The organism is Pseudomonas sp. ABa2, assembly GCF_056676075.1.
This window is the reverse complement of record NZ_CM155239.1, coordinates 3,366,867-3,392,151: the sequence shown is the minus strand read 5'-3', so window position 1 is coordinate 3,392,151 and position 25,285 is coordinate 3,366,867. Positions and strand designations below refer to the sequence as shown.

The window sequence follows — 25,285 nt, the reverse complement described above, 5'->3', positions numbered from 1 at the left end:
AAGAGAACCCGCCCTGCGCCTCGCGCACGGCGGGTTTTGTTTGGCCTACGAACCTGTCGCGGCTAAAGCCCCTCCTACGGGTGGGGTGGACGCCGTGGGAGGGGCTTTAGCCGCGATTGCCGGTCGGCGCGTAGGGTGGATCACGCTTCACCGATCCACCGCCCTGGTGGAGGTAAAAGGCGACAGCCACCCTGGGGGGCTGCCATAGCGCACCCTACGACGCGACAATCACGGCGCTGCCGGCTCGTCCTCGTTGCGATCCAGCGCCACCTGGCGGATCGACAGGCGAATCTCCGCCGGCAGCACGCGCTTGGCGGCGCCTTCGGCCAGCTCGCTGAGCAGTGGGTGGTGGCTGAGCTTGCCGGCCTCGTCCTGGCGCAGCACGCCCTGGTCCAGCAGGCTCTGGATGAAGTGGCGAAACAGGCTCTTGTCGAAGAACTCCGGCGCATTCAGGCCATGCAGGATCGACAGGCGCTGGGCCATCACCGTACACAGGTCCTCCAGCTCCTCGGCGCTGATCGCGTTCTGCCCGGCGTTGAGCAGCAGGGCGATGGCCATGTAGAAGCGCTGCAGGGTCTGCGCCACCGAGCGCGACAGCAGGGTCAGCAGCACGAACTGGCGCGAGCTGGGCGCCGGGCGCAGGTACACGTCGCCCTCGGTCTTCAGCAGGCCCTGCTCGACGAAGGCGGCCAGCCACTGGTCGACCACTTCCTCGAGCTGGTCGCTATCCCAGCGGATAAACAGCTCGGCCTGCAGGTAGGGATAGAGCGCGCCGGTGAAGCGCAGGATCTGCTCGCGGCTGATCCGCGCGCTGCTCTGGAAGAAGCTCGCCAGCAGCGCCGGCAGGGCGAAGATGTGCAGCACGTTGTTGCGGTAGTAGGTCATCAGGACGGCGTTCTGCTCGTCCAGATAGAGGATCTTGCCGAGGGCGTCCTTCTGCTCGGCCAGCAGGTCCATGCCCTTGACGTGCTCGATCAGCGCCGCGCCGTCGCCGTCCGGCAATGTGGTGTGCGGCGAGTAAGGCACCGCGCGCAGCAGCGCCAGGTAGAGGTCGAGTACGCGCGCCAGGGCGCGGTCGTCCAGGGCCAGCTTGCTGGTCGACAGCAGCGCCAGCGCCACCAGGTTGACCGGGTTGATCGCCGCCGCCTCGTTAAGGTGACGCGCCACCCGCTCGCCGAGGCGATTGGTCGCCTCGTTCAGCCAGCTCGGGCGGAACTGCGGCGCCAGCTCCTGGCTGCGCCAGTCCGGCTGCTGCAGGTCGAGGAACTCGGCCAGCTTGATCGGCTCGCCGAAGTTCACCGAGACCTGGCCGAAGCGCTGCTTGAGCGCGCCGAGCACCTTGAACAGGTCGAAGATCGACTCCTTCTTCTTGCTCGCGCCGCGCAGCTCGCCCAGGTAGGTGCGCCCCTCCAGCACCCGCTCGTAGCCGATATACACCGGCACGAAGACGATGGGCAGGCGGTTGCTGCGCAGAAAGCTGCGCAGGGTGATGGCCAGCATGCCGGTCTTCGGCCGCAGCATGCGCCCGGTGCGCGAGCGGCCGCCCTCGATGAAGTATTCGACCGGGAAGCCCTTGCTGAACAGGGTGTGCAGGTATTCGTTGAACACCGCGGTGTACAGCGGGTTGCCCTTGAAGGTGCGGCGCATGAAGAAGGCGCCGCCGCGGCGCAGCAGGCCGCCGATCACCGGCATGTTGAGGTTGATCCCTGCGGCGATGTGCGGTGGCGTCAGACCGTTGGTGAACAGCAGGTAGGACAGCAGCAGGTAGTCGATATGGCTGCGGTGGCAGGGCACGTAGATCACCTCGTGGCCCTGGGCGATGTCGCGCACGCCTTCGATGTTGTGCACTTTGACGCCGTCGTAGATCTTGTTCCAGAACCAGGAAAGCACCAGTTCGAGGAAGCGGATCACCGTGTAGGTGTAGTCCGAGGCGATCTCGTTGCCGTAGCGCAGCGCCTGCGCCTCGGCCTTCTCCAGGCTGATCTTCTCGCGCTCGGCTTCCTCGGCAATCGCCTGGCGCACCAGCGGGTCATGCACCAGGCCCTTGACCAGGTTGCGCCGGTGCGACACGTCCGGGCCGATCACCGCGGCCTTCTGGTTGCGGAAATGCACGCGCAGGATGCGATGGACCATGCGCAGGGTGCGCTCCTGGCCCTTGTCCTGCTCGACCAGCTCGCGCAGGTGAATCGGCGTGGAGAACTGCACGCGGGTCTTGCGCCCCAGGATCAGGATGCTCACCAGCCGGCGCAGGCGCCCGGTCACCGCCCAGCTGTCGGCGAACAGCAGTTTCCAGGCGCTGGTCTCGCGATCCGGCGACTGCCCCCAGAACACGCTGACCGGCACGATCTGCGCATCGTCCACCGCCTGGCGGGAGAGGGCGGCGACCACCCGGTCCAGGGTCGGCGAGATGCCGCGCTTGTCCTGGCGGCCGAACCAATCCGGCTCCGGCGTCAGGTAGAAGAAGGCCGCCGGCTCGACGTGTTCCCCGACCGCCACCGGCAACACCGGGCGCGGCAGGCCGGCCTTGCTGCATTCGCGGTCGACCACCGCCAGGTCGCTCACCGAAGGCTGCTGCAGCACGTAGAACACCGGCTTGCTGCGGTCGAGCTTGAGGGTGAAGGCGGACTGGTTGATGGTTTCCGAGCGTACCCAGAGGTACAGCAGGCGGCGCAGCGCCCCGAAGGCGAGGCGGCGGAAGGGGGAACGGGTCATACGGACTCTGCTTGCATGGCAAAACGAGCGATTGCTCGGGAAGGGCGCTAGTGTGCCGCAAGGGCGCGTGGCGGGCAAAAACTCTCGCGCTGCAGGCCACGCGCAGCGCCTGGGGCGGGCTATCCGCCGCGGGCGAGGCGAGCGCTCAAGCGGCCACTGACAGGCGTTCGCGCCAGCGCCATTCGAGGCCGGCCAGCAGCGCGACGAACAGCGCTTCGCCAACCAGATAAGCCAGGCCCCAGGGACGCGCCGAGCCGACAAAGCTCGCCGCCAGCCCCAGGCACACCGCCGCCCAGGCCATATTGCCCAGCACCAGCAGCACGATCAGCGCTTGCGGTCGCCGCCGGCGGCGCGCCAGGCTCAGGGAGTAAGCCGCATAGAGCAGATTGACCAGGCCGATCAGGGTCAGCAGCGCCAGGGGCAGCGCCTGCAACTCGCTCAGCCAGTGGCGAAACGTCAGCAGCAGAGCGCCGGCCAGCGCGGCGGCAGCGCCGTCGAGCCACAACAGATACCTCATGCGCGCTTGGCCCCCGCTGCGCGAGCAACAGAATGGCCAGGGCGATGCCCGATGCAAGGCCAGATATACGAGTGCAACCGCGCTGACGACAGTGTCAAAAAGCTATTCCTCACCGCTTGTGGGGGAGAGTCCATATACGAATTGTTAGGCGGCATCATTGCGCCGTAGCCTCCGATCCAAGACGTAACCAATTGCGCCGCCAATTGCAATTGGCAAGAGAGCATAGATAGGAATGAAGATCAGGCCGATAGCGGCTTGCGCGTCTGCGCTGAGATCTAAGGTGTTGTGCGCCCATGCTAGGAAGCCGAAGCCAAGCAAGCATGGTCCAATTAGTGAAGAGGGGCGGAGATACATAAAGCTACTTGCAAGGATTGCACCCCATGCAATGGCATTGAACGCCCCCAAAAATAGCCAACTACCAAGACCGGTATCCGTGTACTGCTGCAGCCATTCGATGCCGCGAGGCAGGCGTGCCATATAAGGTAATACGAGTCCGAGTAGCACTATCGCGATACGAGCATTGCGCATTCTCATATGTGCCCCCTAAGGTTTGGTTAAGGGGCGGGCTTTAGCCGGTCCCGAGTGAGCGAAGCGAACGGTTTGAACCATTTGTTAGGGCTAGTACGGAGCATAGTTTTGAAGTTCCTTTATTCGCTGTTTGGCGCGCTCTTCTTTGCAGGCTAGATAGATGCTGTTGCGAATAGTACCTGATCTATGCATTTCGTATTGAGCGGCGCAGTCCGCTTCCCTGAATATAATCCATGCTCTTTGGGCTGTTAAAAGCTTTTTTCTGTATTCGGTGTAGTTTTCATACTCAGTGTTTGGTTGAGAAAGGCTTTCCACCAATTTTTTATACGCTAAATTCAGCTCTTTCTCTGTGCTTTCGAGAGAGATAGATGTGCACTGTTCAATATCCGGTGTTGAGAATGCATTGGCACAATCAATATTTTTCTCGGGTTCTGCATATGCCTCAATAGATAAGGCTAGTAGGCAGGCAACTAGTGAGCGATGCATTGAATGCCCTAACGTTTGGTTAAGGGGCGGGCTTTAGCCCGTCCCAGTGAGCGCAGCGAACGATTTGAACCAGTTTTTAGGCATGACACAAGTCGTTATACCATCGGTGGGTAAGTATAGTCCCAGCGGAAAAAACCATGCTCTTTAAATCCAGCGCCTCGGAGAGACTGCTTCTTGCTTTTAATATAGTTTGGCGGTGGGCATGTTACGTTGGACATCCAATATCCAGGCTCCCAGTCGATAATGCCAGGGAGGTTATTTATTTCTGCGTGGAATGGATTTAGCTCCGGAAGTGAGAAATACACAAATTCCCCAATGGAATTTTTTATCCATTCCTCTGGAGCTTGTTTATCAAGCAGTGGGGTGAAATGTACTTGGGACTTAGCGAGCTCTACAAAGCCTCGAATGCAGCTCATCGACCAACCACAAAATTCAAGATTCTCTCCAGTATCAAATGCGATGTCACTGAGACGATTTATAGTTTCTTCTGGTGGAGTCTCAAAGCCATCGGCAAAGTGCTCTTTGTGCTTTTCTACACATAGGAGGATGTACTGCGCAGCCAGCGAACCAAGGTGATGGATTACTAACGCTGGATGCTCGCCGGCACCGCCGCCAATAACCAGATTTTCGGGCGAGCATGAGAAATCATAATCACCCCATTTTCCGTCTGTAATAGCCTCAAGTGGATGATATATAGGTAGGCCGTTAATATATCCGACTAATTCATGCTTAATTGAGTCAATGTAGCTCATAGCTTTGCCTAACGTTTGGTTAAGGGGCCGGCTTTAGCCGGTCCCGAGTGAGCGCAGCGAGCGGCTTGAACCAGTTGTTATGTTTCTCCGCCACGAGGAGGCCAAGGTCTAATTTGGTGAACCAACTGGGACTTAATGCTCCAACCTTCAGGCTTGAGCTCAGGATTGAACCATTTGAAGCCTGCTGAAGCCCACTGTTGATAGTAAGACTCCAGGTCGTCGTAACCATACTCACAACCGCAGCATGAACAGATATCAAAACTATATCGGATCTCGTCCGAGTTCTGATATGCCTCTTGGAAGGGGCCGAATCCGCAGATTGGGCAATGTTCTATAGGCAATTCAAACGTCCTTGCTGAGGAACATAACGTTTGGTTAAGGGGCGGGCTTTAGCCCGTCCCAGTGAGCGCAGCGAACGGTTTGAACCACTAGTTAGGTTTCTTCGTCATTGAATATTAGCCATGAATGACAGATGGTCTCATGATTTTTTGCTATGAAGAAAATCTCTAACTCTTTGGCATCGAACTCACGATGTAGCCAGTGGCCTGGAATGGGGCCACGGACTACGTTGTACTCAAGTCCATATTTTACTAGCGGTTGTGACTTAAGAAGTTGGGAGTTCAGAAGGATGCTCTCACCTTGTTTCAAATTCCAAAGTTTACTCAGAATTTCGCTATCGGTGACGGTGTCTTCTGCAACCGTTAGTAGAGACTTAGATAAAAGCTTTTTCTGAAGTCGCACGCTTCTAGCCATGAATGAACCTAACGCCATTCATCACGCGCGTGCGTCTTCGCACGTCGCGTGCATGAATTTGTTGGGCCTCGCCGCGAGCAGAGGGTTCTTTTCAACCACTCCGATGATCCCAGCTCGGCTAATCCTTCTCGCGACACTCGCGCTCCCCATCTGCGTATCCGTCCCTATATCCGCTTGAATAGGCCTCGTTGTCGAAATCACCATCGATCATCGTCGCTCTAATCTTACAAGTGGTGTTGTATCCCACTGCATAGCCATCATCGTAGCCGACGTCGTATCTCTCGTCAGCGGAAGGGCCGCAGCCTTGATTCAGTGCGATCAATAGAACGGCACCGATTGACCGTGCTACTCGCCGCCCTTGAGTCGTTATGGCCGCGCGGGCGTCCTTGATGCTCTCGATAATCTGCCGCAGCGTGTCCGATACGAACTCCTTCACATCCATTGCGTCCTCCGGTGCTCTGGCCTAACGTTTGGTTAAGGGGCCGGCTTTAGCCGGTCCCGAGTGAGCGAAGCGAACGACTTGAACCAGTAGTTAGGGGTCACGAATACCTCGATGGTAGCTCGCCGCCAGATTTGATGGCTTCAAAAACAGTATTAGGGTTTGACTGGCACCAGTAGCGGAAGAATAGAGTTCCTTTTGAATTATTCCAAATTTGGCCCGCGGTAATATTTTGCTCTGTGATTAGCTTTGGCTCTGCCCACTGTTGCGCTACGACACCGACACAGCCTTTTCCGTAACCTTGGGTATCTATTAGCCAAGTTGCATTTCCGCCTGCAATCCCGGCTAGAGAGCAGGCTTTTTTAGCCAAATTTAAGACTTCAATTAAGGTTGTTTCAACCGGGACTGATAAAAGCGCCATGTGCGACTGACAGTCGTCACCTGCACAAACACTATCACGGTCAACTTTTAGCTCGATTAGCGGCGCGGTCATTTGGAGTGGAACCTAACGTTTGGTTAAGGGGCCGGCTTTAGCCGGTCCCGAGTGAGCGGAGCGAACGACTTGAACCATTTGTTAGAAACAAGGTTGAGCTAGCTGCATTTAAGTGCGGCGCTGAGCTTGGCATATGCTGTGTCGCGTAGCTTTTTATGCCCCGCGAAGCCTACACCTAATCTCGGTGTTTCAAAGTTACTTGTGTTGACGTAGATGTTGTATTTCATTGTGTTGCTATATGGTGCGTCTTCCCATTCGATGTTTTTTACCTCACTGAAGTCTAGGATTCTTCCTGACTTGAGGTTTCCAACTAGCAGTTTTTCTTTTGACAAGTCTATTACCACTCCTCCATCGAGATAAGTGGCCCAGTAATCAATGTTAAGTCCGCGTGAGGAGATGATCTCTTTCAGCTTTCTTTCGTCTCGTTGATTGTCCCATCCGCTCAGGGCAAAAAACGCGATGATGAGAGCAAGGGTCCAGAATGCAATTAAATACTCCTCGCCGACTATCATTACTATAAAAACAATCGGGCCAAAGATTAGCAGTGGCCCGCCAATAAAAGTCTTCAGGAATAATTTTACTGCCTTCATGTTCAATCCTTTCTTGCTGGTTTCTTAGTGCTGTGATTGTTTCTAACGATTAAGCTAAGGGGCCGGCTTCGCCGGTCCCAGCGAACGGAGTGAGCGCTTTGAGCGTATTGTTAGAAGAAGGCACTCAGTCAACTATAAATGTGACAAGGTCCTTGCCTATCATGGCGATTTCTTTGGCCGCAGTAGCGCTTACACACGATGTGTGGATAGCAATTTTTGTTCCTTTGACTTTGCACAGCATAACTAGCTCTTTAATGGTTTCTGAATCAAGCCCATCCTTGATTTCCAAGTTGACGCCGAGCATGGCTAGTTCTTTTGCTGTTTGAGCGCTTACGGACATATTTAATTCCTTCTTCTAACGTTTGGTTAAGGGGCCGGCTTTAGCCGGTCCCGAGTGAGCGCAGCGAACGACTTGAACCATTTGTTAGGGCTGCCCTACGGTACTTTGTTATAAAGTTTTGGGTCTTCTAAGCATTGCTTCAAAAGTAATTGCTGGCCGCTGTAGACCTTTAATATCTCAAATTTTTCTTTATCCGTTTCTACGGTTAGGCAGACGCAGGAGAATCCGTAGTGGCCATTTCGACGAACAAATTCTTTGTTGTCAATCTCTGGCATGTTGTCTATTGTTTCGTCGCTGGCAAATTTTCCGCCCTGGGTAGAAATGGTCCAATCAGAGTCGGCGTCAATTAACCATAAATTTGCAGGCGAGGGGTTATCAAGCCAACCGCAGCGCTTTTCAGCGGAGATGGCGCTAAGAGGAGTTGCTATAAGAGCTATTAGGAGCAGTCGGCGCAATTGTGTCTTCCCTAACGTTTGGTTAAGGGGCGGGCTTTAGCCCGTCCCAGTGAGCGAAGCGAACGATTTGAACCATTTGTTAGGCCTCGGCGGAATACTTTTGGGTGATTAAAACAGTAGGACGGAGCCTTAGCCAGATACTCTCGCGGTCGGAAATCAATATTTCCAAAGTTTCGATGCGTGGGTCTTGAAGGTAGCGGACGTCTTTAACGGAGAGAGCAACAAAACTATAAAGTTCCATGCCATTGTGACGAATGGTTAACGATAGATCTTTGTAAGCCGGGTAGATTCCAAATTCTATGTCATATTCGCCGAGCGAGACATGATAGGAAAAATCGTTGTATGGCCACGGTGTATCAGGGCTTGCCCGTTCCGGCTCAACCTCGAAGAAGCTAAGAAGCTCATGTTCTTCGGCACTGATGTAGTTCATGGAAAGCCTAACGATTAAGCTAAGGGGCCGGCTTCGCCGGTCCCAGCGAACGAAGTGAGCGCTTTGAGCGCATTGTTAGATGGCAACACGTTTAATTCGCTCCTGCTCCGTGACGAGAGTGTTCAGCTCTTTTAGTTTTTTGAGGCTGATTTGGAATTGGCCATTGCTGGGTAATTTTTTACCAGCGAATTGTGCCCATATACGCTCGCCTGGGCCGTTATAAATTTCAGCAAAGCTGCCGTCTTTGTTTATTTTTAGAACTAGTGCGTGCTCTGGTGATGACCTAAATGCAGCGCTTGAGCCTTGCGTTGCTTTAATTTCAATTCGCTTTCCGTCTTTGACTGCATCATGCCCTTTGGTTGAGGCCGTGAGCAGTTGAAGGCCGTAATAATGAGCTGCCAAAGCCTCCCCAATGCTGCCAACCATATGACCATCAGGCGTGAAATGCCTCCCCGCGAACATGGTCTCTAGCTCCGAGACCAAGCCGTAGATTTGTTTGATGATTTCGGGGAAGCGCGCTGAGTCCATTTTGCCTTCTAACGTTTGGTTAAGGGGCCGGCTTTAGCCGGTCCCGAGTGAGCGAAGCGAACGGTTTGAACCAGTTGTTAGGCATTTCCGCTCAGCTGGATTCTGTTTACTAGCTTTCTGTACTCCTTGAACTCTTGAAGGTATCGCTTGTTTTTTACTAGGTGCTCGAAGTGCGATTCTAGTCTGGCGATTTGTTGCCTTGACAGTTCTTGAGGTTTTAAGAGCCTGGCTAGTCTTTCTTTTATAAAGCCTGAGTAAGAGCCAAAGTAGTCCATCTCGATATATCTGATTGCTAGTTCTATACAGGCCTTGTCGCCTTTCTTAATTCCGTTGCCTATTTCATATAGCGTTTTTCTATACTGTAGCCAGTTGTAGCGTTCAGGCATCCAAGAAGGCGCACCGGGTTCAGATGCCTCGCCAGAGTCGATTTCAAAAGAGCCTCCCAGCGACTTATGTAGCGAAACGATCTCAGCTTTGGACCAGCCACTGGGAACGCCGTGATAAATGTGTAATGGCGTATTTTGTGAAGACTGACGATCCATGTTCTGCCTAACGTTTGGTTAAGGGGCGGGCTTTAGCCCGTCCCAGTGAGCGAAGCGAACGATTTGAACCACTTGTTAGGCGCGACGCAGAGCTTCAGTGAACTCATGTTCGCCTTCGGCGCCCCACCACGGAGCGACAAGCGTACCACCTAGCCCGCATAGCTCTTTCAATAGTATGAGCAGAGCGTTGACCTCGGATGCTCCCCATGCACTGCCCATTCGGTAGTCGATGTTCAAGCTAGAGGGCATAACGAGAACTCCTAAATCGGGAAGCGTGCAGTTAGCAATGGTTATGCCTGCTAGCACTACATGGAATGGTTCTGCTGATTCACAAACAACCAATGCCGCATCACCGCTACCTGTGAATGGTTTCTCTTTTTGCGAAGATTTGATCCAAAGGTAGCCTCCGCCGGCCGTTACATTCCGGGCATTATTTGCGAAGAGAAATTCGAAAGCTTTGGATACTTTATCTGGATTTGAATATCGCACTTCCAACTCTGGAAGAGAGCCGTCATCGGTATCAAAGTATCGGAGCAGTTTCATACAACGCCTAACGTTTGGTTAAGGGGCCGGCTTTAGCCGGTCCCGAGTGAGCGCAGCGAACGACTTGAACCATTAGTTAGGTGGTAATGCAAAATAACCGCTCGTCGATCTCGTACACCAGGTCGGTTATTCCGTGTAGCTCCATTAGCTCTTTATTGGAGGGCATCTTGGTTGCCTCAGCGCCGCGCGGAACAGATTTTATAAGTGGGTATATTGAAAGGAGGTCAGGCTCTTCTCTTGTCATGATCTCTTCAATGATGAATGAGTCCACGATAAAGGCCACTGGGTACTCGCTGCACTCTAGCTCGATTTCTTTCTTTTCCGAACCTTTGCGTGCATAAGTGACTTTGATTTTGTATTTGCGCATGGAGTCTCCTTACCACCTAACGTTTGGTTAAGGGGCGGGCTTTAGCCCGTCCCGGTGAGCGAAGCGAACGGTTTGAACCTATTGTTAGGTGCGGCGCAAAGCATCGACTTCGTCTGCATATATTTTTTTGGCTTTTTTAGCTGCCAAGTTTAATAGCGATTCGAACCGGCTGTTTGTTTCTGGAATTTGGCTATCGGTTACTGAATGTCCATTTATGTTATGGATGACCAAGTCATTTATGCTGCCCATTCCGCCAAATGCAGAGAGAAAATGCTCAACGCCTCTGAAGTCAGAGTTGCGAATTAACTCAGCATCTTTTTTAAGCCACTGTCCCCAGTGTTTCTCACCCACAGATGCTAGAAGATCAGCTGCTTCTTGAATAATTTTGGCTAATTCATCGATCTCTGAATGCATTTGACACCTAACGTTTGGTTAAGGGGCCGGCTTTAGCCGGTCCCGAGTGAGCGAAGCGAACGACTTGAACCATTAGTTAGACGTTAACACCACGACTCTGGATCAATTTCAAAATTTTCACTTTCTAGGCGGCGGAGCTCCTGAAAGCTATTGGATTTTTCCTTAATTTCACTCCATGCACGTTTGAATGAGGGACGTTCAAGATTTGATTTTATTCCGGATAACCAATTTAGCCACGCCTCATCTTTAACGCGTTTTCGCTGCCTTAGAGATATTTGTTCATTGGTGAGATCTATGTATCTGTAAAGTTCGTCGAATGACTTTTGAAATTCTTCTTCAGAAAGCTCTATGCCTAGTAGCGCTTTTGTAGGGATATTGGATGCTAGCTCCCTGTACTCTTTTGCAAGTCCATCTTCAAACTCAAGCTGTGCTATGTTCTTAGATATTCTCAATTGACCATAGGCTAAAAATACTCCGCACGCGGCAACAACTGATGCGAGAGCCGATATCCAGTCTGGCGTGATGTATTTGCAGATATCCAAGGCAACCTCGATTTCGAATTAACGCCTAACGTTTGGTTAAGGGGCGGGCTTTAGCCCGTCCCAGTGAGCGAAGCGAACGGTTTGAACCACTAGTTAGGTTTCACTACTCGTTCAGTTCCCACTGCGTTGTATCATCAACAGGTTGTGGCATGCGCCCTTCAAGCCATTTTGCAACAGTGCCAGGTTTGAAATCTTTGTCTGAGCACTCAATTACCCAAGATAAGAAATCTCTTGGGCCACCATTCATGTATGGCGGTGGCGAAACGGGTTTAAATGTCGTAGGTAGACGCTCATTTAATGACAGGTAATTTAATATGTGCCCTAGCTCTTGTACGACTTGCCAAGAATATGGGTTGTCAATGTCGATAGTAAATTTAACCCACCATTGACCGTCTGGCGAGTGTCCGTGACTGGGCGAAGACGAGATGCCCGGAATCTTCTGCAGGAATATTTCAAGGCTTTGAAATGCACGATCATCCATGATGAGACCTAACATTTGGTTAAGGGGCGGGCTTTAGCCCGTCCCAGTGAGCGTAGCGAACGATTTGAACCACTAGTTAGGCCGAGAGATTGGTAGTACATGACTTCCCCGCTCTGTTCTTAATTAGCTCAAGGCAACGATACGCAAGCTCTGAGTTCGTATTTGCCAGCCTGGAAAGCACCTCTCTCATTTCGGCTTCGTCTACAAACGGAAACACCTCCAAATGAAGCGCAATACGTAATTTACGGTTGTCTTTGCCCTCGTGAAGCCAATCTTCAACGGCGCGTGTGATGCTCGCGCCGTTATCGTTAGTGCGCCAAGCGAGTAAGTCAAACAGGCCGCAGACTACCTCGTAGGGCACAGAGCGAGGAATTTCGCTAAACAAGCGGTCTGCCAAACCACCATCGCCAAACTCCTCAACTAATGTGAATAAGGCTTCTTCATCAAGCGATTTCCAGGTGCCATCGTCTCGGCTGAGGCAAATCGTATCGATTGCGCGTGCTACCAGTGGATGCATTAGTGGCCTAACGTTTGGTTAAGGGGCGGGCTTTAGCCCGTCCCAGCGAGCGGAGCGAGCGATTTGAACCAGTTGTTATGCATTGAGTAACTCGGGATCAAACCATACGTCTTCGAAATTATTGCCGTCAATCTGAAAGCGGTAACCGGCAGGTAGATCAAGATAGCCGGCCATCTCTGGAAGATAGCTGTCGATGTGCTCTATATGCAACGGAGAAAAGAAATCGTCAGCGTCGGACATCTCGGTGCCGCACCATATGTACCAGCCATTAGTGCCATTCTCTGGTTTATGCCTCAGTCCGTTAATTGGAAGCTGTCCCAAGGTGCTTAGAGCGATTCCAAGTTTTGACCCGCTCTCTGGTTTTTGAGGGGCAACATTCTTCCATTCGCAGATGGTCTGTTCCTTCAGGATTTTCACGGTATTACTCCGAAGGTGCATAACTATTAATTAGGCGACACGGCTGTCGCGTTTGCCCACGACACCTGTCGCATAACCTTCCTTGTCGTCTTGTAAGTCCTTGTCTAGCTTGAAGGTGGTCGCGGCAAACGCGACAGCACTCTGGGAGAAACGCGACATGGATGACGGCAAGCCCAAGCTGCTGGATCAACTGCGCCAGCAGATTCGAGTCAGAAACTATTCCATCCGTACCGAAACTGTCTATGCCGAGTGGGCAAAGCGCTATATCCGCTTCCATCGCTATCGGCATCCGGCGGAGATGGGCGCGGCGGAGATCGAGGCTTTTCTGACTCATCTGGCGGTCAAGCGCGATGTGTCCGCTTCGACGCAGAACCAGGCCCTGGCCGCTCTGCTGTTTCTCTACAAGGAGGTGCTCAAGCTGGATTTGCCCTGGTTACAAGACATAGTGCGGGCGAAGAAGCCCCAGCATCTGCCGGTGGTGTTGACTCGCGCCGAGGTGGAGGCCTTGCTGGCGCAGCTGCAGGGCGTGAGCTGGATTGTCGCCAACCTGCTCTATGGCTCGGGCTTGCGTCTACTCGAGGCGCTGCGGCTGCGGGTCAAGGATGTGGATTTCGCCCGGCGGGAGATTCTGGTGCGCGATGGCAAGGGCCAGAAGGACCGGGTGACCATGCTGCCCATGCGTATCGTCGAGCCGCTGCAGTTGCATCTCGACAAAGTGCCCGGCTTGCATTGCAGCGATCTCGCCGAGGGTTTTGGCGAGGCCAACTTGCCCTTCGCCCTGGCGCGCAAGTATCCCAATGCGGCCAAGGAATGGGGCTGGCAGTTCGTCTTTCCGTCCATTAACCGCTCGCGGGACCCGCGCGGCCAGGGGACCTTCCGTCATCACCTGCACGAGAAGACCATCCAGCGTGCGGTGCGCGAGGCGGCGCGGCGTGCCGGCTCGATCAAGCACGCCACGCCGCATTCGCTGCGCCATTCATTCGCCACTCACCTGCTGGAGGCGGGCCAGGACATCCGCACGGTGCAGGAGCTGCTCGGCCACGCCGACGTGAAGACCACCATGATCTACACCCATGTGCTCAATCGCGGCGGCCTGGCGGTGCTGAGCCCGCTGGATCGCTGAGAAAGTTCTGAAAAAGCCATTTACCGCCACACCTGCGAAGGCGCTGGTCCAGGTGCGGCGCAGCCTCTGGGTTATTCCCCTTCGGGCCAGCGCAAGCGCTGTTCAGCGATAAAGCTACTGTCCCGCCTGCGCGGGAATGACGACTATTTCAGGTATTGCTGGGCGCGCCGCCGGGCGGCGGTAACCTCCGGTAAATTTCCGCGGGCGCCACTCGGTTGCAATCAGCGCATCCGACTTCTTATAGTTCCGCCGGCATTTTTGCAGGCCTGGCTCGTGCCCACGAGCGGCGCGCCAGGCTTTGACCGCACTGGTGAGAGGCCATGATCGAAATAAGAAACCTGACCAAGCGTTTTGCGCAGCACACGGCAGTCGACGACCTGTCGTTCAGCGTCCAGCCGGGGGAGGTGCTGGGCTTTCTCGGCCCCAACGGCGCCGGCAAGTCCACCACCATGAAGATGCTCACCGGCTTTCTCGCGCCGACCTCCGGCACGGCGAGCATCCTCGGTTGCGATATCCAGACCCAGACCCTGCAGGCCCAGCGGCAGATCGGCTATCTGCCGGAAGGCGCGCCCTGCTACGGCGACATGACGGTGCGCGGCTTTCTCGACTTTATCGCCGAGGTGCGCGGCTTTCGTGGCGCCGAGAAGCGCCAGCGGGTCGAACGCGCCGTGGTGCAGGTGGAGCTGGACAAGGTGCTGGAGCAGAGCATCGAGACGCTGTCCAAGGGTTTCAAGCGCCGCGTCGGCCTGGCCCAGGCGATCCTCCACGATCCGCGCGTGCTGATTCTCGACGAGCCCACCGACGGCCTCGATCCCAACCAGAAGCATCAGGTGCGCCAGCTGATCCAGGGCCTGGCGCGCGACAAGATCGTGATCATTTCCACCCACATCCTCGAAGAGGTCACGGCGCTGTGCACCCGCGCGGTGGTGATCGCCCAGGGCCGTCTGCTGGCCGACGGCACGCCGCTGGAGCTGGAAAGCCGCTCGCGCTACCACCAGGCGGTGACCCTGGTGGCCGCCGAGCCGTTGGATCTGCACGCCCTGGCCGCGTTGCCGGGGGTGGCCGGGATCGAGGAGAACCATCTGGAGCACAGCTTCAGCGTGCTGGCCAAGCCGGGCGAGGTGATCTTCCCGCAGGTCAACGCGCTGATCGGCCAGCGTGGCTGGAACATCAAGGAACTCAACGTGGAACGCGGCCGGCTCGACGAAGTGTTCCGCAGCCTGACCCGGGGAGAGCAGCCATGACCCAGTTGCCGGTGATCTTCAAGCGCGAGCTGGCGAGCTACTTCGCCACGCCGCTGGCCTATGTGTTTATCGTGATCTTCCTGGTGCTGTCCGGGGTGTTCACCTTCTACCTGGGCGGTTTCTTCGAGGGCGGCCAGGCGAATCTGTCGGCCTTCTTCAACTTCCACCCCTGGCTCTATCTGTTCCTGGTGCCGGCCATCGCCATGCGCCTGTGGGCGGAGGAGCGCAAGTCCGGCTCCATCGAGCTGCTGATGACCCTGCCGATCACCCGCTTCGAGGCGGTCACCGGCAAGTTCCTCGCCGCCTGGGTGTTCGCCGGCATCGCGCTGCTGCTGACCTTTCCGATGATCGTCACGGTCAATTACCTGGGCGAGCCGGACAACGGCGCCATCGTCACCGGCTATATTGGCAGCTGGCTGCTGGCCGGCGCTTATCTGGCCATCGGCTCGTGCATGTCGGCGCTGAGCAAGAACCAGGTGATCGCCTTCATCCTCGCGGTCAGCGCCTGCTTCCTGTTCATCGTCAGCGGCTTTCCCATGGTGCTCGACGCCTTCGCCTGGGCGCCGCAGTGGCTGGTGGACGCCATCGCCTCGCTGAGCTTCCTGGTGCGCTTCGATGCCATCAGCAAGGGCGTGATCGATCTGCGCGACCTGCTGTATTTCCTCTCGCTGATCGCCGCCTGGCTGACTGCCACCGCGGTGGTCATCGACCTGAAGAAAGCCGACTGAAGGAGCGCCCATGAAAAAGCTGATCTATTCCGGCGCCGGGCTGCTGCTGATCGCGGCGGCCTTTCTCGCCTTCAACCTGCTGGCCGGCCTCGGCCTGGGCGGCGCCCGCCTGGACCTGACCGAGCAGAAGCTCTACACCATTTCCGATGGCACCAAGCAGATCCTTGGCGAGCTGGACGAGCCGATCAACCTGTACTTCTTCTACTCGGACAAGGTGGCCAAGGACCTGCCGGCGCTGCGCACCTACGCCCAGCGCGTGGAGGAGATGCTCAAGGCCTACCAGCGTCAGGCTGGCGGCAAGATCCGTCTGCACCTCATCGACCCCGAGCCCTTCTCCGAGGACGAGGACAAGGCCGCCGAGTTCGGCCTGCAGGGCATCCCCCTGCAGCAGGGTGGCGACTCCATCTACTTCGGCCTGGCCGGCACCAACGCGCTGGACGACACCCAGGTGATCCCGTTCTTCGCCCTGGATCAGGAGGAGCACCTCGAATACGAGCTGAGCCGCCTGGTGCAGAGCCTGGCCAAGCCGCAGCTGCCGGTGGTCGGGGTGCTCTCCGGGCTGCCCATGACCGGTGGCTTCGACATGATGGCGCGGCAGCCGACGCCGCCATGGATGGTGCTGGAGCAGGTGCGCCAGTTGTTTTCGATCGAGCAGCTCAAGGCCGACGTCGACCTGATTCCCGACAGCGTCTCGGTGCTGTGGCTGGTGCACCCGAAGAACCTGCCCGAGCAGACCCTGTACGCCATCGACCAGTTCGTCCTGCGCGGCGGCAAGCTGATGGTGTTCGTCGACCCCTATGCCGAGGCCGACACTGGCGACATGCCGGGCGAGATGGCGGTGGACAAGGGCTCCAACCTCGAGCCGCTGTTCCAGGCCTGGGGCCTGCGTCTGGTGCCGGACAAGGTGCTCGGCGACGGCTCCTACGCCATGTCGGTGAGCATGGGCCAGGGTCAGCGTGCGGTGCGTCATGCCGCCTGGCTGAGCCTGCCGCGCCAGGCGCTGGACCAGGAGGACATCGCCACCGCCGGGCTGGAGAGCATCACCGTCGCCACCGCCGGCATCCTCGAACCGGTGGAAGGCGCCAAGACTCGCTTCACCCCGCTGCTGCAGAGCTCCGAGTACGCCATGCCCTTCGACGCTCAGCGTTTCGCCATGCTGAGCAATCCGGAGGAGCTGATCCGCGAGCTGGAGCCCACCGGCGAGCGCTACGCCATCGCCGCACGCATCGACGGCCCGGCGCAGAGCGCCTTCCCCGACGGCATCGAAGGGCGCAAGGACGGCCTCAAGCAGGCCGATACCATCAACGTGATCGCGGTGGCCGATACCGACATCTTGAGCGACCGCCTGTGGGTGCAGGTGCAGGACTTCTTCGGCCAGCGCATTCCGCAGCCCTGGGCCGACAACGGCAGCTTCGCGATCAACGCGCTGGACAACCTGGCCGGCTCCGAGGCGTTGATCAGCGTGCGTTCGCGTGGCCGCTTCAGCCGTCCCTTCGTGGTGGTGGAAGAGTTGCAGCGCGCCGCCGAGCAGCGCTTCCGCGAGAAGGAACAGGCGCTGCAGGCGCGCCTGGCCGAGACCGAGCAGCAACTGGCGGCGCTGCAGCGCAACGACGACCCCAGCCAGGCGCTGGAGCTGACCCCGGAGCAGCAGGGCGCGGTGCAGCGCTTCATCCAGGAGAAGCTGGCGATCCGCAAAGAGCTGCGCGACGTGCGCTACCAGCTCAACGCCGATATCGAGGCGCTGGGCCGCACGCTCAAGGTGATCAATATCGCCCTGGTGCCGGCACTGCTGACCCTCGGCGTGCTGGCGCTGTGGCTGTGGCGCCGCCGCCGCCGGGCCTGAGCATTGTGGGAGGCGCTTTAGCGTCGACTCGTTCGCGGCTAAAGCGCGTCGGGTGGATCGGGGCGCGTAGCTGTCGCTTTTTACATCCACCACAACGGTGGGTCGGTGAAGCCTGATCCACCCTACGAACCAGGGCCGTAGGGTGCGCCACTCGCACCAAAGCTTTTGAGGCGGTGCGCATGGCGCCCCCACGGTTCGTCGCTTTCAACCTTGGGGGCATCCGTCGCTCCGATGGGGAGCCGAAGGATGAGCCTCCCGAGTTTTCAACAGTGAGGAGATCATGGGACGCAAAGGTCTGATCGCATTGATCGTCATCGTGCTGCTGTGCCTGCTGGGTTACCTGGCGCTGCAGCAGCGCCAGCAGCAGGGCACTGCACAGCTCGAACGCACGCCCTGGCTGGCCGCCGAGCAGGGCTATCTGGGTAGCCTGCAGGCGCTGGAAATCCAGCCGCCCGGCCAGCCGGCGGTGCGTATCGAGCGCCGCGGCGAGGCCTGGGTAGTGCCGGCCAAGGCCGATTACCCGGCCGCGCGCGAGCCCCTCGCCGAGCTGCTGCGGGCGCTGCGCGAGGCCAAGACCGTCGAGGCCAAGACTGCCAACGCGCAGTGGCACGCACGCCTGGGCCTGGCGGAAAGCGGCGAGGAGGGCGAGCAGGCGCTGCGTCTGCAGCTGCAGTTCGACGGCCATCCCGAGTTGAGCCTGCGTCTGGGCAACCCGTCGCAGCAGGGCAGCGGGCAACTGGTGCGCCGCGCCGGCGAGGATCAGGTGTGGCTGATCGACCAGCAGCTCGACCTGCCCAGCCGCGAGCTGGACTGGCTGGACCGCCGCGTTGCGGACATTCCCTTCGCCAGCGTCAAACGCCTGGAGCTGCGCTACGCCAGCGGCGAGACGCTGACCCTGAGCAAGCCCGACGCCGAGCAGTACAACTTCACTGTGGAGCAGTTGGGCAAGGGCCAGCAGCTCAGTTTCGAGGGCGCGGCCAACGGCATGGTCACGCTGTTCTCCAACCTGCGTTTCGCCGATGCCGCGCCGCTGGCGCAGATCGCTTTCAAGCAGGCGCCGATGCTCAGGCTGAGCCTGACCGGCTTCGACGGCCAGAGCCTCGAAGGCGCGCTGTACCAGCAGGGCGAGCAGCACTGGCTGGTGCTCGGCGAACGCCAGGGATTCGAGGGCGGCGAGGTGGCCGCGCGCAGCGATTGGGCCTATCGTCTGGACGCCGAGCAGGTGCAGAGGCTGGCGAAGAAGTTGCGCGATTTGCTGGCGAAAAACGGATAAAAACCGGCTGTAATCCCGATGTTGTCTGGTTTGCGCTCGGTTCTAAAAAAGTGCTTTTCAGTCACATTTCATGCTTTATACTCGGCCCAGCGGTTGCAGCAAGAACGCCCTTCGCTTGACCTGCTCCATGCTCCAATTGCCGGGGTTGGCGAACGATGAACAGAACGTTTTTACCGAGCCGTCACAGCGCCTATTCGGGACAATAAAAATTTGCGAGTTGGAGAAGTGGGTAATGGCAGATCGTGAGACCGGAACCGTCAAATGGTTCAATGATTCCAAGGGCTACGGGTTCATTCAGCGCGAAAGCGGCCCGGACGTATTCGTTCACTACCGCGCCATCCGTGGCGAAGGCCACCGCACCCTGATCGAGGGGCAGAAGGTCGAGTTCGGCGTGACCCAGGGCCAGAAAGGCCTGCAGGCGGAAGACGTTTCCGCGGTCTGAGTTCCAGACTCCAACGAAAAGGCCCGTCGATGACGGGCCTTTTCGTTTATGGCGCAAGGGTGGATGTCGTTTTTACATCCACCACGCGGTGGATCGATAAGGCGTGTCCACCCTACGGATCGTGCCGGGCGCAACGGGTGGTTGGATGAATGGCCACGGTGCGCGCTACGCACCCTACGGATGCGGCCGCTGTCATTCCGTACGCCAGACGATCTCGGTTTCGCCGTCGGCATCCACCTTGATCCAGCGGTCGGCTTCCTCGTCGCTTTCATCTTCCACCCAGGTTCCCGGCGCGCAGCGGATCTGCACGCCGAGCGCGGCATGGGCGGCGCGGGCGCAGGCCAGGTCGTCGGCCCAGGGCGTGGCGTCGCTTTCCAGGTACAGGCTGTGCCATTTGCCCACGGCCTTCGGCAGCCAGGTCACCGGCACCTCGCCGGCCTTGCATTTGAAGGTCTGGCCCTTCTGCTGCCAGTCGCTGCAGGGGCCCAGGGCCTCACCCAGCCACTGCGCCACGGCGTCGCGTTCGGCGTCTTTCAGGTAGATCTCGATATCGGGTTGGCGCATGGCATTCAGTCCTGAGAGCGTTGGCTCTGGGTTTTCACGATCCAATCGTAGCGGATGGCGACGGTAACTTCGAAGGGCGCGGTGATCACCGCCTCGCGCCGTTCGGCGCTGGCGCGCCAGCCGTGCGGGGTCATGGCCAGCAGGTCGGCGCGAGCCTGGGCATCGCTCAGGTGCAGCGGAAACTGCAGGGTTTCGCTATGGGCCAGGTGCATGCCCGGCGGGATCAGCGCCAGGTGCTTCTCGTCGTCGTAGTCGCGCACCTCGTCGTACAGCTTCTGCCGCAGCTCCATCAGGTGCACGCGGGTCGGGCCCATGCGCAGCAGGCCGCCGCCGGGGGCGAGCAGGCGATTGGCCTCGGCCCAGTCGAGCGGGCTGAACACGCTGGCCAGCAGCTCGCAGCTGGCATCCGCCAGTGGCACGCGGGCCATGCTCGCCACCAGCCAGTTCAGCTGCGGCGCGCGCTTGCAGGCACGCTTGACCGCCTCGCGGGAGATATCCAGGGCATAACCGTCGGCATGGGGCAGGGCGCGGGCGATCTGCTCGGTGTAGTAGCCCTCGCCACAGCCGATATCCAGCCAGCGCGCCGGTTGATATTCGGCCGCCAGTGCCGCCAGGCGCGCGGCCAGCGGCGCGTAGTGACCGCCGTCGAGAAAGCGCCGGCGCGCCTCGACCATGGCGGCGTTGTCGCCGGGATCGCGGCTGTTCTTGTGCTGCACCGGCAGCAGGTTGTAGTAGCCCTGGCGGGCGCGGTCGAAGCTGTGCCGGTTGCTGCAGATCAGGCCGCTGTCACTGGGCTGCAGCGGCGTCTGGCAGAGGGGGCAGATCAGCATGCGTAAAATCCGGGAATAGGCCGTCGCGAGCGCGCCGAGAGCAAGGCGGACGGAACGCAGCGACGAGACATATCGAATAGATAGGCGAGGAGCGAGTACCGCCCAACGCAGCTATCGGTGTGCGCAGCAGGCATATTCATGGATTTTCATGCCAGCAGTTTCACCAGGGTTCGGTAGTAAACTTCGGTGAGCAGGTCGAGGTCGCTGGCCAGCACCCGCTCGTTGATCTGGTGGATGGTGGCGTTGACCGGGCCCAGCTCGACCACCTGGGTGCCCAGGGTGGCGATGAAGCGCCCGTCGGAGGTGCCGCCGCTGGTGGACGGCGTGGTGTCGCGACCGGTGACGTTCTTGATGCTGGCGGCCACGGCGTCGAGCAACTCGCCCGGCTGGGTGAGGAAGGGCAGGCCGGACAGCGCCCACTCCAGGTGGTAGTCCAGGCCGTGCTTGTCGAGGATGGCGGTGACGCGCTGCTGCAGGCCCTCGACGGTGGATTCGGTGGAGAAGCGGAAGTTGAACACCGCCTTCAGTTCGCCGGGGATGACGTTGGTGGCGCCGGTGCCGGCATTGAGGTTGGACACCTGGAAGCTGGTCGGCGGGAAATAGTCGTTGCCATGGTCCCAGTGCTCGGCGGCCAGTTCGGCCAGGGCCGGGGCAGCCAGGTGAATCGGGTTCTTCGCCAGGTGCGGGTAGGCCACGTGGCCCTGCTTGCCGTATACGGTAAGGGTGCAGCCAAGCGAGCCGCGGCGGCCGTTCTTGACCACGTCGCCGAGCAGGCTGGTGCTCGACGGTTCGCCGACGATGCACCAGTCCAGACGCTCGCCGCGTTCGCGCAGACGCTCGACCACGGCCTTGGTGCCGTGCTGGGCCGGGCCTTCCTCGTCGCTGGTGATCAAAAAGGCGATGGCGCCCTTGTGATTAGGGTGGTCGGCGGTGAAGCGCTCGACGGCGACGATCATGCTCGCCAGGCTGCCCTTCATGTCCGCCGCGCCGCGGCCGCAGAGCATGCCGTCTTCATCGACGCGCACATCGAACGGCTGGTACTGCCAGGCGTCCAGCGGGCCGGTGGGCACCACGTCGGTGTGCCCGGCGAAGCACAGCACCGGGCCCTGGGCGCCATCGCGACCACCGCGCTTGGCCCAGAAATTCTCCACCTCTTCGATGCGCATGTGCTCGACCTCGAAGCCGCAGGCGGCCAGGCGACGCATCATCAGCTCCTGGCAACCTTCGTCGACCGGGGTCACGGACGGGCGGCGGATCAGGTCGAAGGCGAGTTCCAGGGTCGGGGTGAGGGTGGCGGTCATTGCGGCTCCGGTACGGCGGCTAGCGTGAAGGCTGGCCATCTTAAAGCAAAAGTCGTTACCGATCAGGTCATAAGGCGCGCAGCAGGATGCGTTCGCACACGGTCGGGTCGAGCTCGTCGCCTTCACCGAGGGCGCCCGGACTGCGGCGTTGCAACTGCGCCAGCACCTCCGGGACCGCCTCGGCGTCCAGGCCGTGCTCGCTCAGCCGGGTGGCCAGGCCGAGGTCGCGAAAGAACGCCGCGGTGGCGGCGATGGCGGCGTCGATGCGCTGCTCCGCGTTGCCGGCGGGCAGCTGCCAGACCCGTTCGGCGTATTGCTGCAGCCTGGCGCCGTGCGCCTCGCGGCATTCGGCGAGCAGCGCGGGCAGCACCACGGCCAGGCTCTGCGCCGGGGCCAGGTGGTACAGCGCGCTCAGCTCCCGGGCGATCCGCCGCGCGCCGCCCGCCGGTACCACGCCGCAGCCGGCGGGGCCGTCGAGCGCCTGCAGCGCGCACCACAGCAGGTTGGCGCGCACGGCCTGGTCCTCGGGATCGGTGATCAACTTGCGACCTTCCTCGATCAGGGTCAGCAGCAGGGCCTCGGCGTAGCGCGCCTGCAGCGGCGCATCGGCCGCGACGCCGAGGTAGCGCTCGCAGGTGCGGGCGAACGCCTCGATCACCGCGTGCGCCAGTTGCTGACGCGGCGCGTCGAGGTGGAGGCCGGGGTCGACGATGGCGAAGCGCGGGTGCAGCAGCGGGCTGGCGAAGGGCAGCTTCTGCTGGCGTTCGGCATGGCTGACCAGGCCCTCGGCGTGGCTCAGGGCGCTGCCGATCGGCAGGGTCAGCAGGCAGCCCAGCGGCAGCGCCGCGCGGATCGGCGCGCCGCACAGCAGTTGCAGCGGATCGCCGGGGTGGCACAGGGCGGCGGCGAGGAACTTGCCGGCATCGATCGGCGCGTCGCCGCCGATGGCCAGGACGAAGTCGCAGGCGTCGTGCCGGGCCTGGGCCACGGCGCGCAGCAGGGTGTCGTACTGCGGGTTGGGCTCGATCCCGGCGAAGCGGCTCAGCGGGCGCCCGTGCAGGCTGCGCTCCACCTCGGCCCAGACGCCGTTGCGCAGGATGTCGGCGCCGGCGTGCAGGGCCAGCACGCGGCTGCCGGGCGGGATTTCCTCGGCCAGGCGGGCGATCTGGCCGCGGCCGAAGTGCAGCCGGGTCGGGTTGTAGACGCTGAAGTTGCGCATGGGCGAAGCCTCGCTGCTGCGCTCACTATAGCGCCGGCTGCGCCGCCCGCCGGGCGAACCGCCCGGCGGGCTTGGGCGCAGGCATGGCCGTGCCTATAATGCGCGCCTTGCTGCAGGGGGTGAGATGAACACAGACGAACAACGTTTCGGCGGCATAGCCCGGCTCTACGGTCGCGAGGGCTACGCGCGGCTGGCCGCCGCCCATGTCGCGGTGGTCGGCATCGGCGGCGTCGGCTCTTGGGCGGCCGAGGCGCTGGCGCGCTCGGGCGTCGGCGAGATCTCGCTGTTCGACCTGGACGACGTCTGCATCACCAACACCAATCGCCAGGTGCACGCCGTCGAGGGCGCGGTGGGCAAGGCCAAGGTCGAGGAGATGGCCGCGCGCATTCGCGCCATCAACCCGGCCTGCGTGGTGCACGCGGTGGCCGATTTCGTCACCCGCGAGACCATGGCCGAGTACATCACCGAGCAGCTCGACGGGGTGATCGACTGCATCGACAGCGTGCCGGCCAAGGCCGCGCTGATCGCCTGGTGCAAGCGGCGCAAGATCCAGATCGTCACCACCGGCGGCGCCGGCGGCCAGGTCGACCCGACGCAGATCCAGCTCGCCGACCTCAACAAGACCTTCAACGACCCGCTGGCGGCCAAGGTGCGCAGCACCCTGCGCCGCGACTACGGCTTCTCGCGCACGCCGGGGCGTACCTACAGCGTGCCCTGCGTGTTCTCCACCGAGCAGCTGCGCTATCCCAAGCCGGACGGCACGGTGTGCCAGGCCAAGGGCTTCGTCGGCGAAGGGGTCAAGCTGGACTGCGCCGGCGGTTTCGGCGCGGTGATGATGGTCACCGCCAGCTTCGGCATGGCCGCCGCCGCCAAGCTGGTGGACAAGCTGGTGGCCGGCGCCCGGCGCCCGGCCGAACGTGGCCGCAGCGACTGACGGCGGCCTGTGCGGCGGCCTGCTTGGCTAAGCTGAGACAAAAAAGGAGTGGCAGAACTCGGGCAGGGACGCTTCGCTGTGTTTGCGCGTTGAGGTGATCCGTGTCGTACCTGTTTTCCCGTCTGCGTGGTGGACCCTTCGCCGCCAGCCTCTGCATGGCGCTGCTGCTGGGCGGCGTGCTGCCGGTGGCGGCCGAGCCGAAGCTGCGCATCGGCACCGGCGACTGGGCGCCCTACGTCGACCAGCGCCGCGCCGATGGCGGCGCCATGGCGCGACTGATCAGCGCGGTGTTCGCCGAGGCGGGCTACGCGGTCGAATACGTCTTCTACCCCTGGGATCGCAACGTGCTGATGCTGCAGCAGGGTCAGCTGGACGCCATCATGCCCTACAGCTGCAGCCCCAGTCGCCTCAACTACGGGGTCTGCAGCGACCCGGTGGTGCGCGGCGAGGTGGTGCTGTTCCATCGCCGCGAGCTGGCGTTCGACTGGCGTCGCATCGAGGACCTCAGGCGCTACCGCATCGGCACCACCCTCGGTTACTCCTACGGCTCGCGCTTCGACCAGGCGCAGCAGGACGGCCTGCTGCAGGTGCAGCAGAGCGGTAAGGAGGACACCAGCTTCCGCCTGCTGGAACTCGGTCGCATCGACCTGCATCCGCAGGACCGCGCGGTCGGCTACGCCATGCTGCGTCGCCTGTTCCCCGGTGCCGAGGGGCGCGCCATCACCCATCACCCGCGCCACCTGAACACCGAACCGCTGCGCCTGCTGTTTCGCAAGGACGATGCCGAGGGCGAGCGGCTGCTGCGCCTGTTCAACGCCGGCCTGCGCCATTTCGCCGAGCGTGGCGACCTGGCGCGCCTGCAGCAGGCGCTGAATTCCGGCGACGCCGATGCCTGGCTGCCGACCAGCCGGGCGCAGGCGCTGCGCGACTGATGGCGG

The 25,285-nt window shown here is 59.8% G+C and carries 33 protein-coding genes; 8 read left to right on the top strand and 25 right to left on the bottom strand.

Features of this window, described 5'->3' with window-relative positions; all coding sequences use genetic code 11:
- Nucleotides 1-228: 228 nt before the first annotated feature.
- From plsB to AC1G9C_RS16390, 21 genes are all read right to left on the bottom strand, one after another.
- Nucleotides 229-2,712: a glycerol-3-phosphate 1-O-acyltransferase PlsB gene (gene plsB / locus AC1G9C_RS16490; RefSeq protein WP_480408212.1), complete on the bottom strand. Its 2,484-nt coding sequence runs from the start codon at nt 2,710-2,712 to the stop codon at nt 229-231.
- 145 nt (nt 2,713-2,857) lie between these two features.
- On the bottom strand, nt 2,858-3,229 hold the full coding sequence (locus AC1G9C_RS16485; RefSeq protein ID WP_031303034.1) for a hypothetical protein: 372 nt from the start codon (nt 3,227-3,229) through the stop codon (nt 2,858-2,860).
- A gap of 144 nt (nt 3,230-3,373) precedes the next feature.
- The gene (locus AC1G9C_RS16480) at nt 3,374-3,763 is read right to left on the bottom strand and encodes a hypothetical protein (RefSeq protein WP_480408211.1); all 390 of its coding nucleotides are present in this window, start codon (nt 3,761-3,763) and stop codon (nt 3,374-3,376) included.
- Between the two features lie 84 nt (nt 3,764-3,847).
- On the bottom strand, nt 3,848-4,243 hold the full coding sequence (locus AC1G9C_RS16475) for a lysozyme inhibitor LprI family protein (RefSeq protein WP_480408210.1): 396 nt from the start codon (nt 4,241-4,243) through the stop codon (nt 3,848-3,850).
- A 95-nt stretch (nt 4,244-4,338) separates the two neighbouring features.
- Nucleotides 4,339-4,995: a hypothetical protein gene (locus AC1G9C_RS16470; RefSeq protein WP_480408209.1), complete on the bottom strand. Its 657-nt coding sequence runs from the start codon at nt 4,993-4,995 to the stop codon at nt 4,339-4,341.
- Nucleotides 4,996-5,427: 432 nt separating this feature from the next.
- Entirely contained in the window at nt 5,428-5,748 is a 321-nt protein-coding gene (locus AC1G9C_RS16465; protein ID WP_480408208.1) for a hypothetical protein, read from the bottom strand.
- Between the two features lie 118 nt (nt 5,749-5,866).
- A complete protein-coding gene (locus tag AC1G9C_RS16460) occupies nt 5,867-6,190 on the bottom strand; it encodes a hypothetical protein (protein ID WP_480408207.1) in 324 nt (107 codons plus the stop codon).
- Between the two features lie 97 nt (nt 6,191-6,287).
- Nucleotides 6,288-6,680, bottom strand: a complete 393-nt coding sequence (locus tag AC1G9C_RS16455; protein WP_480408206.1) for a hypothetical protein — start codon at nt 6,678-6,680, stop codon at nt 6,288-6,290.
- A gap of 98 nt (nt 6,681-6,778) precedes the next feature.
- Complete coding sequence (locus AC1G9C_RS16450; RefSeq protein ID WP_480408205.1) at nt 6,779-7,270, bottom strand: hypothetical protein; 492 nt, start codon at nt 7,268-7,270, stop codon at nt 6,779-6,781.
- Between the two features lie 124 nt (nt 7,271-7,394).
- Entirely contained in the window at nt 7,395-7,610 is a 216-nt protein-coding gene (locus tag AC1G9C_RS16445; RefSeq protein WP_480408204.1) for a hypothetical protein, read from the bottom strand.
- 95 nt (nt 7,611-7,705) lie between these two features.
- The gene (locus AC1G9C_RS16440; RefSeq protein ID WP_480408203.1) at nt 7,706-8,065 is read right to left on the bottom strand and encodes a DUF4087 domain-containing protein; all 360 of its coding nucleotides are present in this window, start codon (nt 8,063-8,065) and stop codon (nt 7,706-7,708) included.
- 79 nt (nt 8,066-8,144) lie between these two features.
- Nucleotides 8,145-8,495 carry a hypothetical protein gene (locus tag AC1G9C_RS16435; protein ID WP_179592002.1) on the bottom strand — a complete coding sequence of 117 codons (351 nt, stop codon included), beginning with the start codon at nt 8,493-8,495 and terminating at the stop codon, nt 8,145-8,147.
- Nucleotides 8,496-8,570: 75 nt separating this feature from the next.
- Nucleotides 8,571-9,023, bottom strand: a complete 453-nt coding sequence (locus AC1G9C_RS16430) for a DUF6998 domain-containing protein (RefSeq protein WP_480408202.1) — start codon at nt 9,021-9,023, stop codon at nt 8,571-8,573.
- Nucleotides 9,024-9,100: 77 nt separating this feature from the next.
- Entirely contained in the window at nt 9,101-9,565 is a 465-nt protein-coding gene (locus AC1G9C_RS16425; RefSeq protein WP_480408201.1) for a hypothetical protein, read from the bottom strand.
- A gap of 75 nt (nt 9,566-9,640) precedes the next feature.
- Complete coding sequence (locus AC1G9C_RS16420; protein ID WP_480408200.1) at nt 9,641-10,108, bottom strand: hypothetical protein; 468 nt, start codon at nt 10,106-10,108, stop codon at nt 9,641-9,643.
- A 76-nt stretch (nt 10,109-10,184) separates the two neighbouring features.
- Nucleotides 10,185-10,475 (bottom strand): hypothetical protein, encoded by a 291-nt coding sequence (locus AC1G9C_RS16415; protein ID WP_480408199.1) that lies wholly within the window; start codon nt 10,473-10,475, stop codon nt 10,185-10,187.
- Between the two features lie 84 nt (nt 10,476-10,559).
- Nucleotides 10,560-10,889, bottom strand: coding sequence for a DUF6966 domain-containing protein (locus AC1G9C_RS16410; RefSeq protein ID WP_480408198.1), 330 nt, complete (start codon nt 10,887-10,889; stop codon nt 10,560-10,562).
- Between the two features lie 83 nt (nt 10,890-10,972).
- Nucleotides 10,973-11,431, bottom strand: coding sequence for a hypothetical protein (locus tag AC1G9C_RS16405; RefSeq protein ID WP_480408197.1), 459 nt, complete (start codon nt 11,429-11,431; stop codon nt 10,973-10,975).
- 103 nt (nt 11,432-11,534) lie between these two features.
- A complete protein-coding gene (locus tag AC1G9C_RS16400) occupies nt 11,535-11,912 on the bottom strand; it encodes a hypothetical protein (protein WP_395503638.1) in 378 nt (125 codons plus the stop codon).
- 76 nt (nt 11,913-11,988) lie between these two features.
- A complete protein-coding gene (locus tag AC1G9C_RS16395; RefSeq protein WP_480408196.1) occupies nt 11,989-12,429 on the bottom strand; it encodes a hypothetical protein in 441 nt (146 codons plus the stop codon).
- 75 nt (nt 12,430-12,504) lie between these two features.
- Nucleotides 12,505-12,846 (bottom strand): immunity protein Imm33 domain-containing protein, encoded by a 342-nt coding sequence (locus tag AC1G9C_RS16390; protein ID WP_480408195.1) that lies wholly within the window; start codon nt 12,844-12,846, stop codon nt 12,505-12,507.
- Between the two features lie 157 nt (nt 12,847-13,003).
- On the opposite strand from AC1G9C_RS16390, the gene AC1G9C_RS16385 reads away from it, so the two are divergent.
- The 6 genes from AC1G9C_RS16385 (at nt 13,004) to AC1G9C_RS16360 (ending at nt 19,499) form a co-directional block, all read left to right on the top strand.
- Complete coding sequence (locus AC1G9C_RS16385) at nt 13,004-13,969, top strand: integron integrase (RefSeq protein ID WP_480408194.1); 966 nt, start codon at nt 13,004-13,006, stop codon at nt 13,967-13,969.
- A gap of 320 nt (nt 13,970-14,289) precedes the next feature.
- Nucleotides 14,290-15,213: an ABC transporter ATP-binding protein gene (locus AC1G9C_RS16380; protein ID WP_480408193.1), complete on the top strand. Its 924-nt coding sequence runs from the start codon at nt 14,290-14,292 to the stop codon at nt 15,211-15,213.
- The gene (locus AC1G9C_RS16375; RefSeq protein ID WP_397488679.1) at nt 15,210-15,941 is read left to right on the top strand and encodes an ABC transporter permease subunit; all 732 of its coding nucleotides are present in this window, start codon (nt 15,210-15,212) and stop codon (nt 15,939-15,941) included. Before AC1G9C_RS16380 ends, AC1G9C_RS16375 begins: the two co-directional genes overlap by 4 nt.
- A 10-nt stretch (nt 15,942-15,951) precedes the next feature.
- Nucleotides 15,952-17,784 (top strand): GldG family protein, encoded by a 1,833-nt coding sequence (locus tag AC1G9C_RS16370; RefSeq protein WP_397497097.1) that lies wholly within the window; start codon nt 15,952-15,954, stop codon nt 17,782-17,784.
- A gap of 280 nt (nt 17,785-18,064) precedes the next feature.
- A complete protein-coding gene (locus tag AC1G9C_RS16365; RefSeq protein WP_480408192.1) occupies nt 18,065-19,057 on the top strand; it encodes a DUF4340 domain-containing protein in 993 nt (330 codons plus the stop codon).
- A gap of 232 nt (nt 19,058-19,289) precedes the next feature.
- Complete coding sequence (locus AC1G9C_RS16360; RefSeq protein WP_031303182.1) at nt 19,290-19,499, top strand: cold-shock protein; 210 nt, start codon at nt 19,290-19,292, stop codon at nt 19,497-19,499.
- Between the two features lie 192 nt (nt 19,500-19,691).
- On the opposite strand, the gene AC1G9C_RS16355 is transcribed toward AC1G9C_RS16360, so the two are convergent.
- The 4 genes from AC1G9C_RS16355 to AC1G9C_RS16340 form a co-directional block, all read right to left on the bottom strand.
- Nucleotides 19,692-20,063 carry a hypothetical protein gene (locus AC1G9C_RS16355; protein ID WP_021444312.1) on the bottom strand — a complete coding sequence of 124 codons (372 nt, stop codon included), beginning with the start codon at nt 20,061-20,063 and terminating at the stop codon, nt 19,692-19,694.
- 5 nt (nt 20,064-20,068) lie between these two features.
- On the bottom strand, nt 20,069-20,893 hold the full coding sequence (locus tag AC1G9C_RS16350) for a putative RNA methyltransferase (protein WP_480408191.1): 825 nt from the start codon (nt 20,891-20,893) through the stop codon (nt 20,069-20,071).
- Between the two features lie 146 nt (nt 20,894-21,039).
- Entirely contained in the window at nt 21,040-22,194 is a 1,155-nt protein-coding gene (gene dapE, locus AC1G9C_RS16345) for a succinyl-diaminopimelate desuccinylase (protein WP_480408190.1), read from the bottom strand.
- Nucleotides 22,195-22,261: 67 nt separating this feature from the next.
- A complete protein-coding gene (locus tag AC1G9C_RS16340; protein ID WP_480408189.1) occupies nt 22,262-23,413 on the bottom strand; it encodes an iron-containing alcohol dehydrogenase in 1,152 nt (383 codons plus the stop codon).
- A 124-nt stretch (nt 23,414-23,537) separates the two neighbouring features.
- Between AC1G9C_RS16340 and tcdA the strand changes: the two genes are divergently transcribed.
- Nucleotides 23,538-24,347: a tRNA cyclic N6-threonylcarbamoyladenosine(37) synthase TcdA gene (gene tcdA / locus AC1G9C_RS16335; protein ID WP_397497092.1), complete on the top strand. Its 810-nt coding sequence runs from the start codon at nt 23,538-23,540 to the stop codon at nt 24,345-24,347.
- A gap of 101 nt (nt 24,348-24,448) precedes the next feature.
- Nucleotides 24,449-25,279 (top strand): substrate-binding periplasmic protein, encoded by an 831-nt coding sequence (locus AC1G9C_RS16330; protein WP_480408188.1) that lies wholly within the window; start codon nt 24,449-24,451, stop codon nt 25,277-25,279.
- Nucleotides 25,280-25,285: the final 6 nt, after the last annotated feature.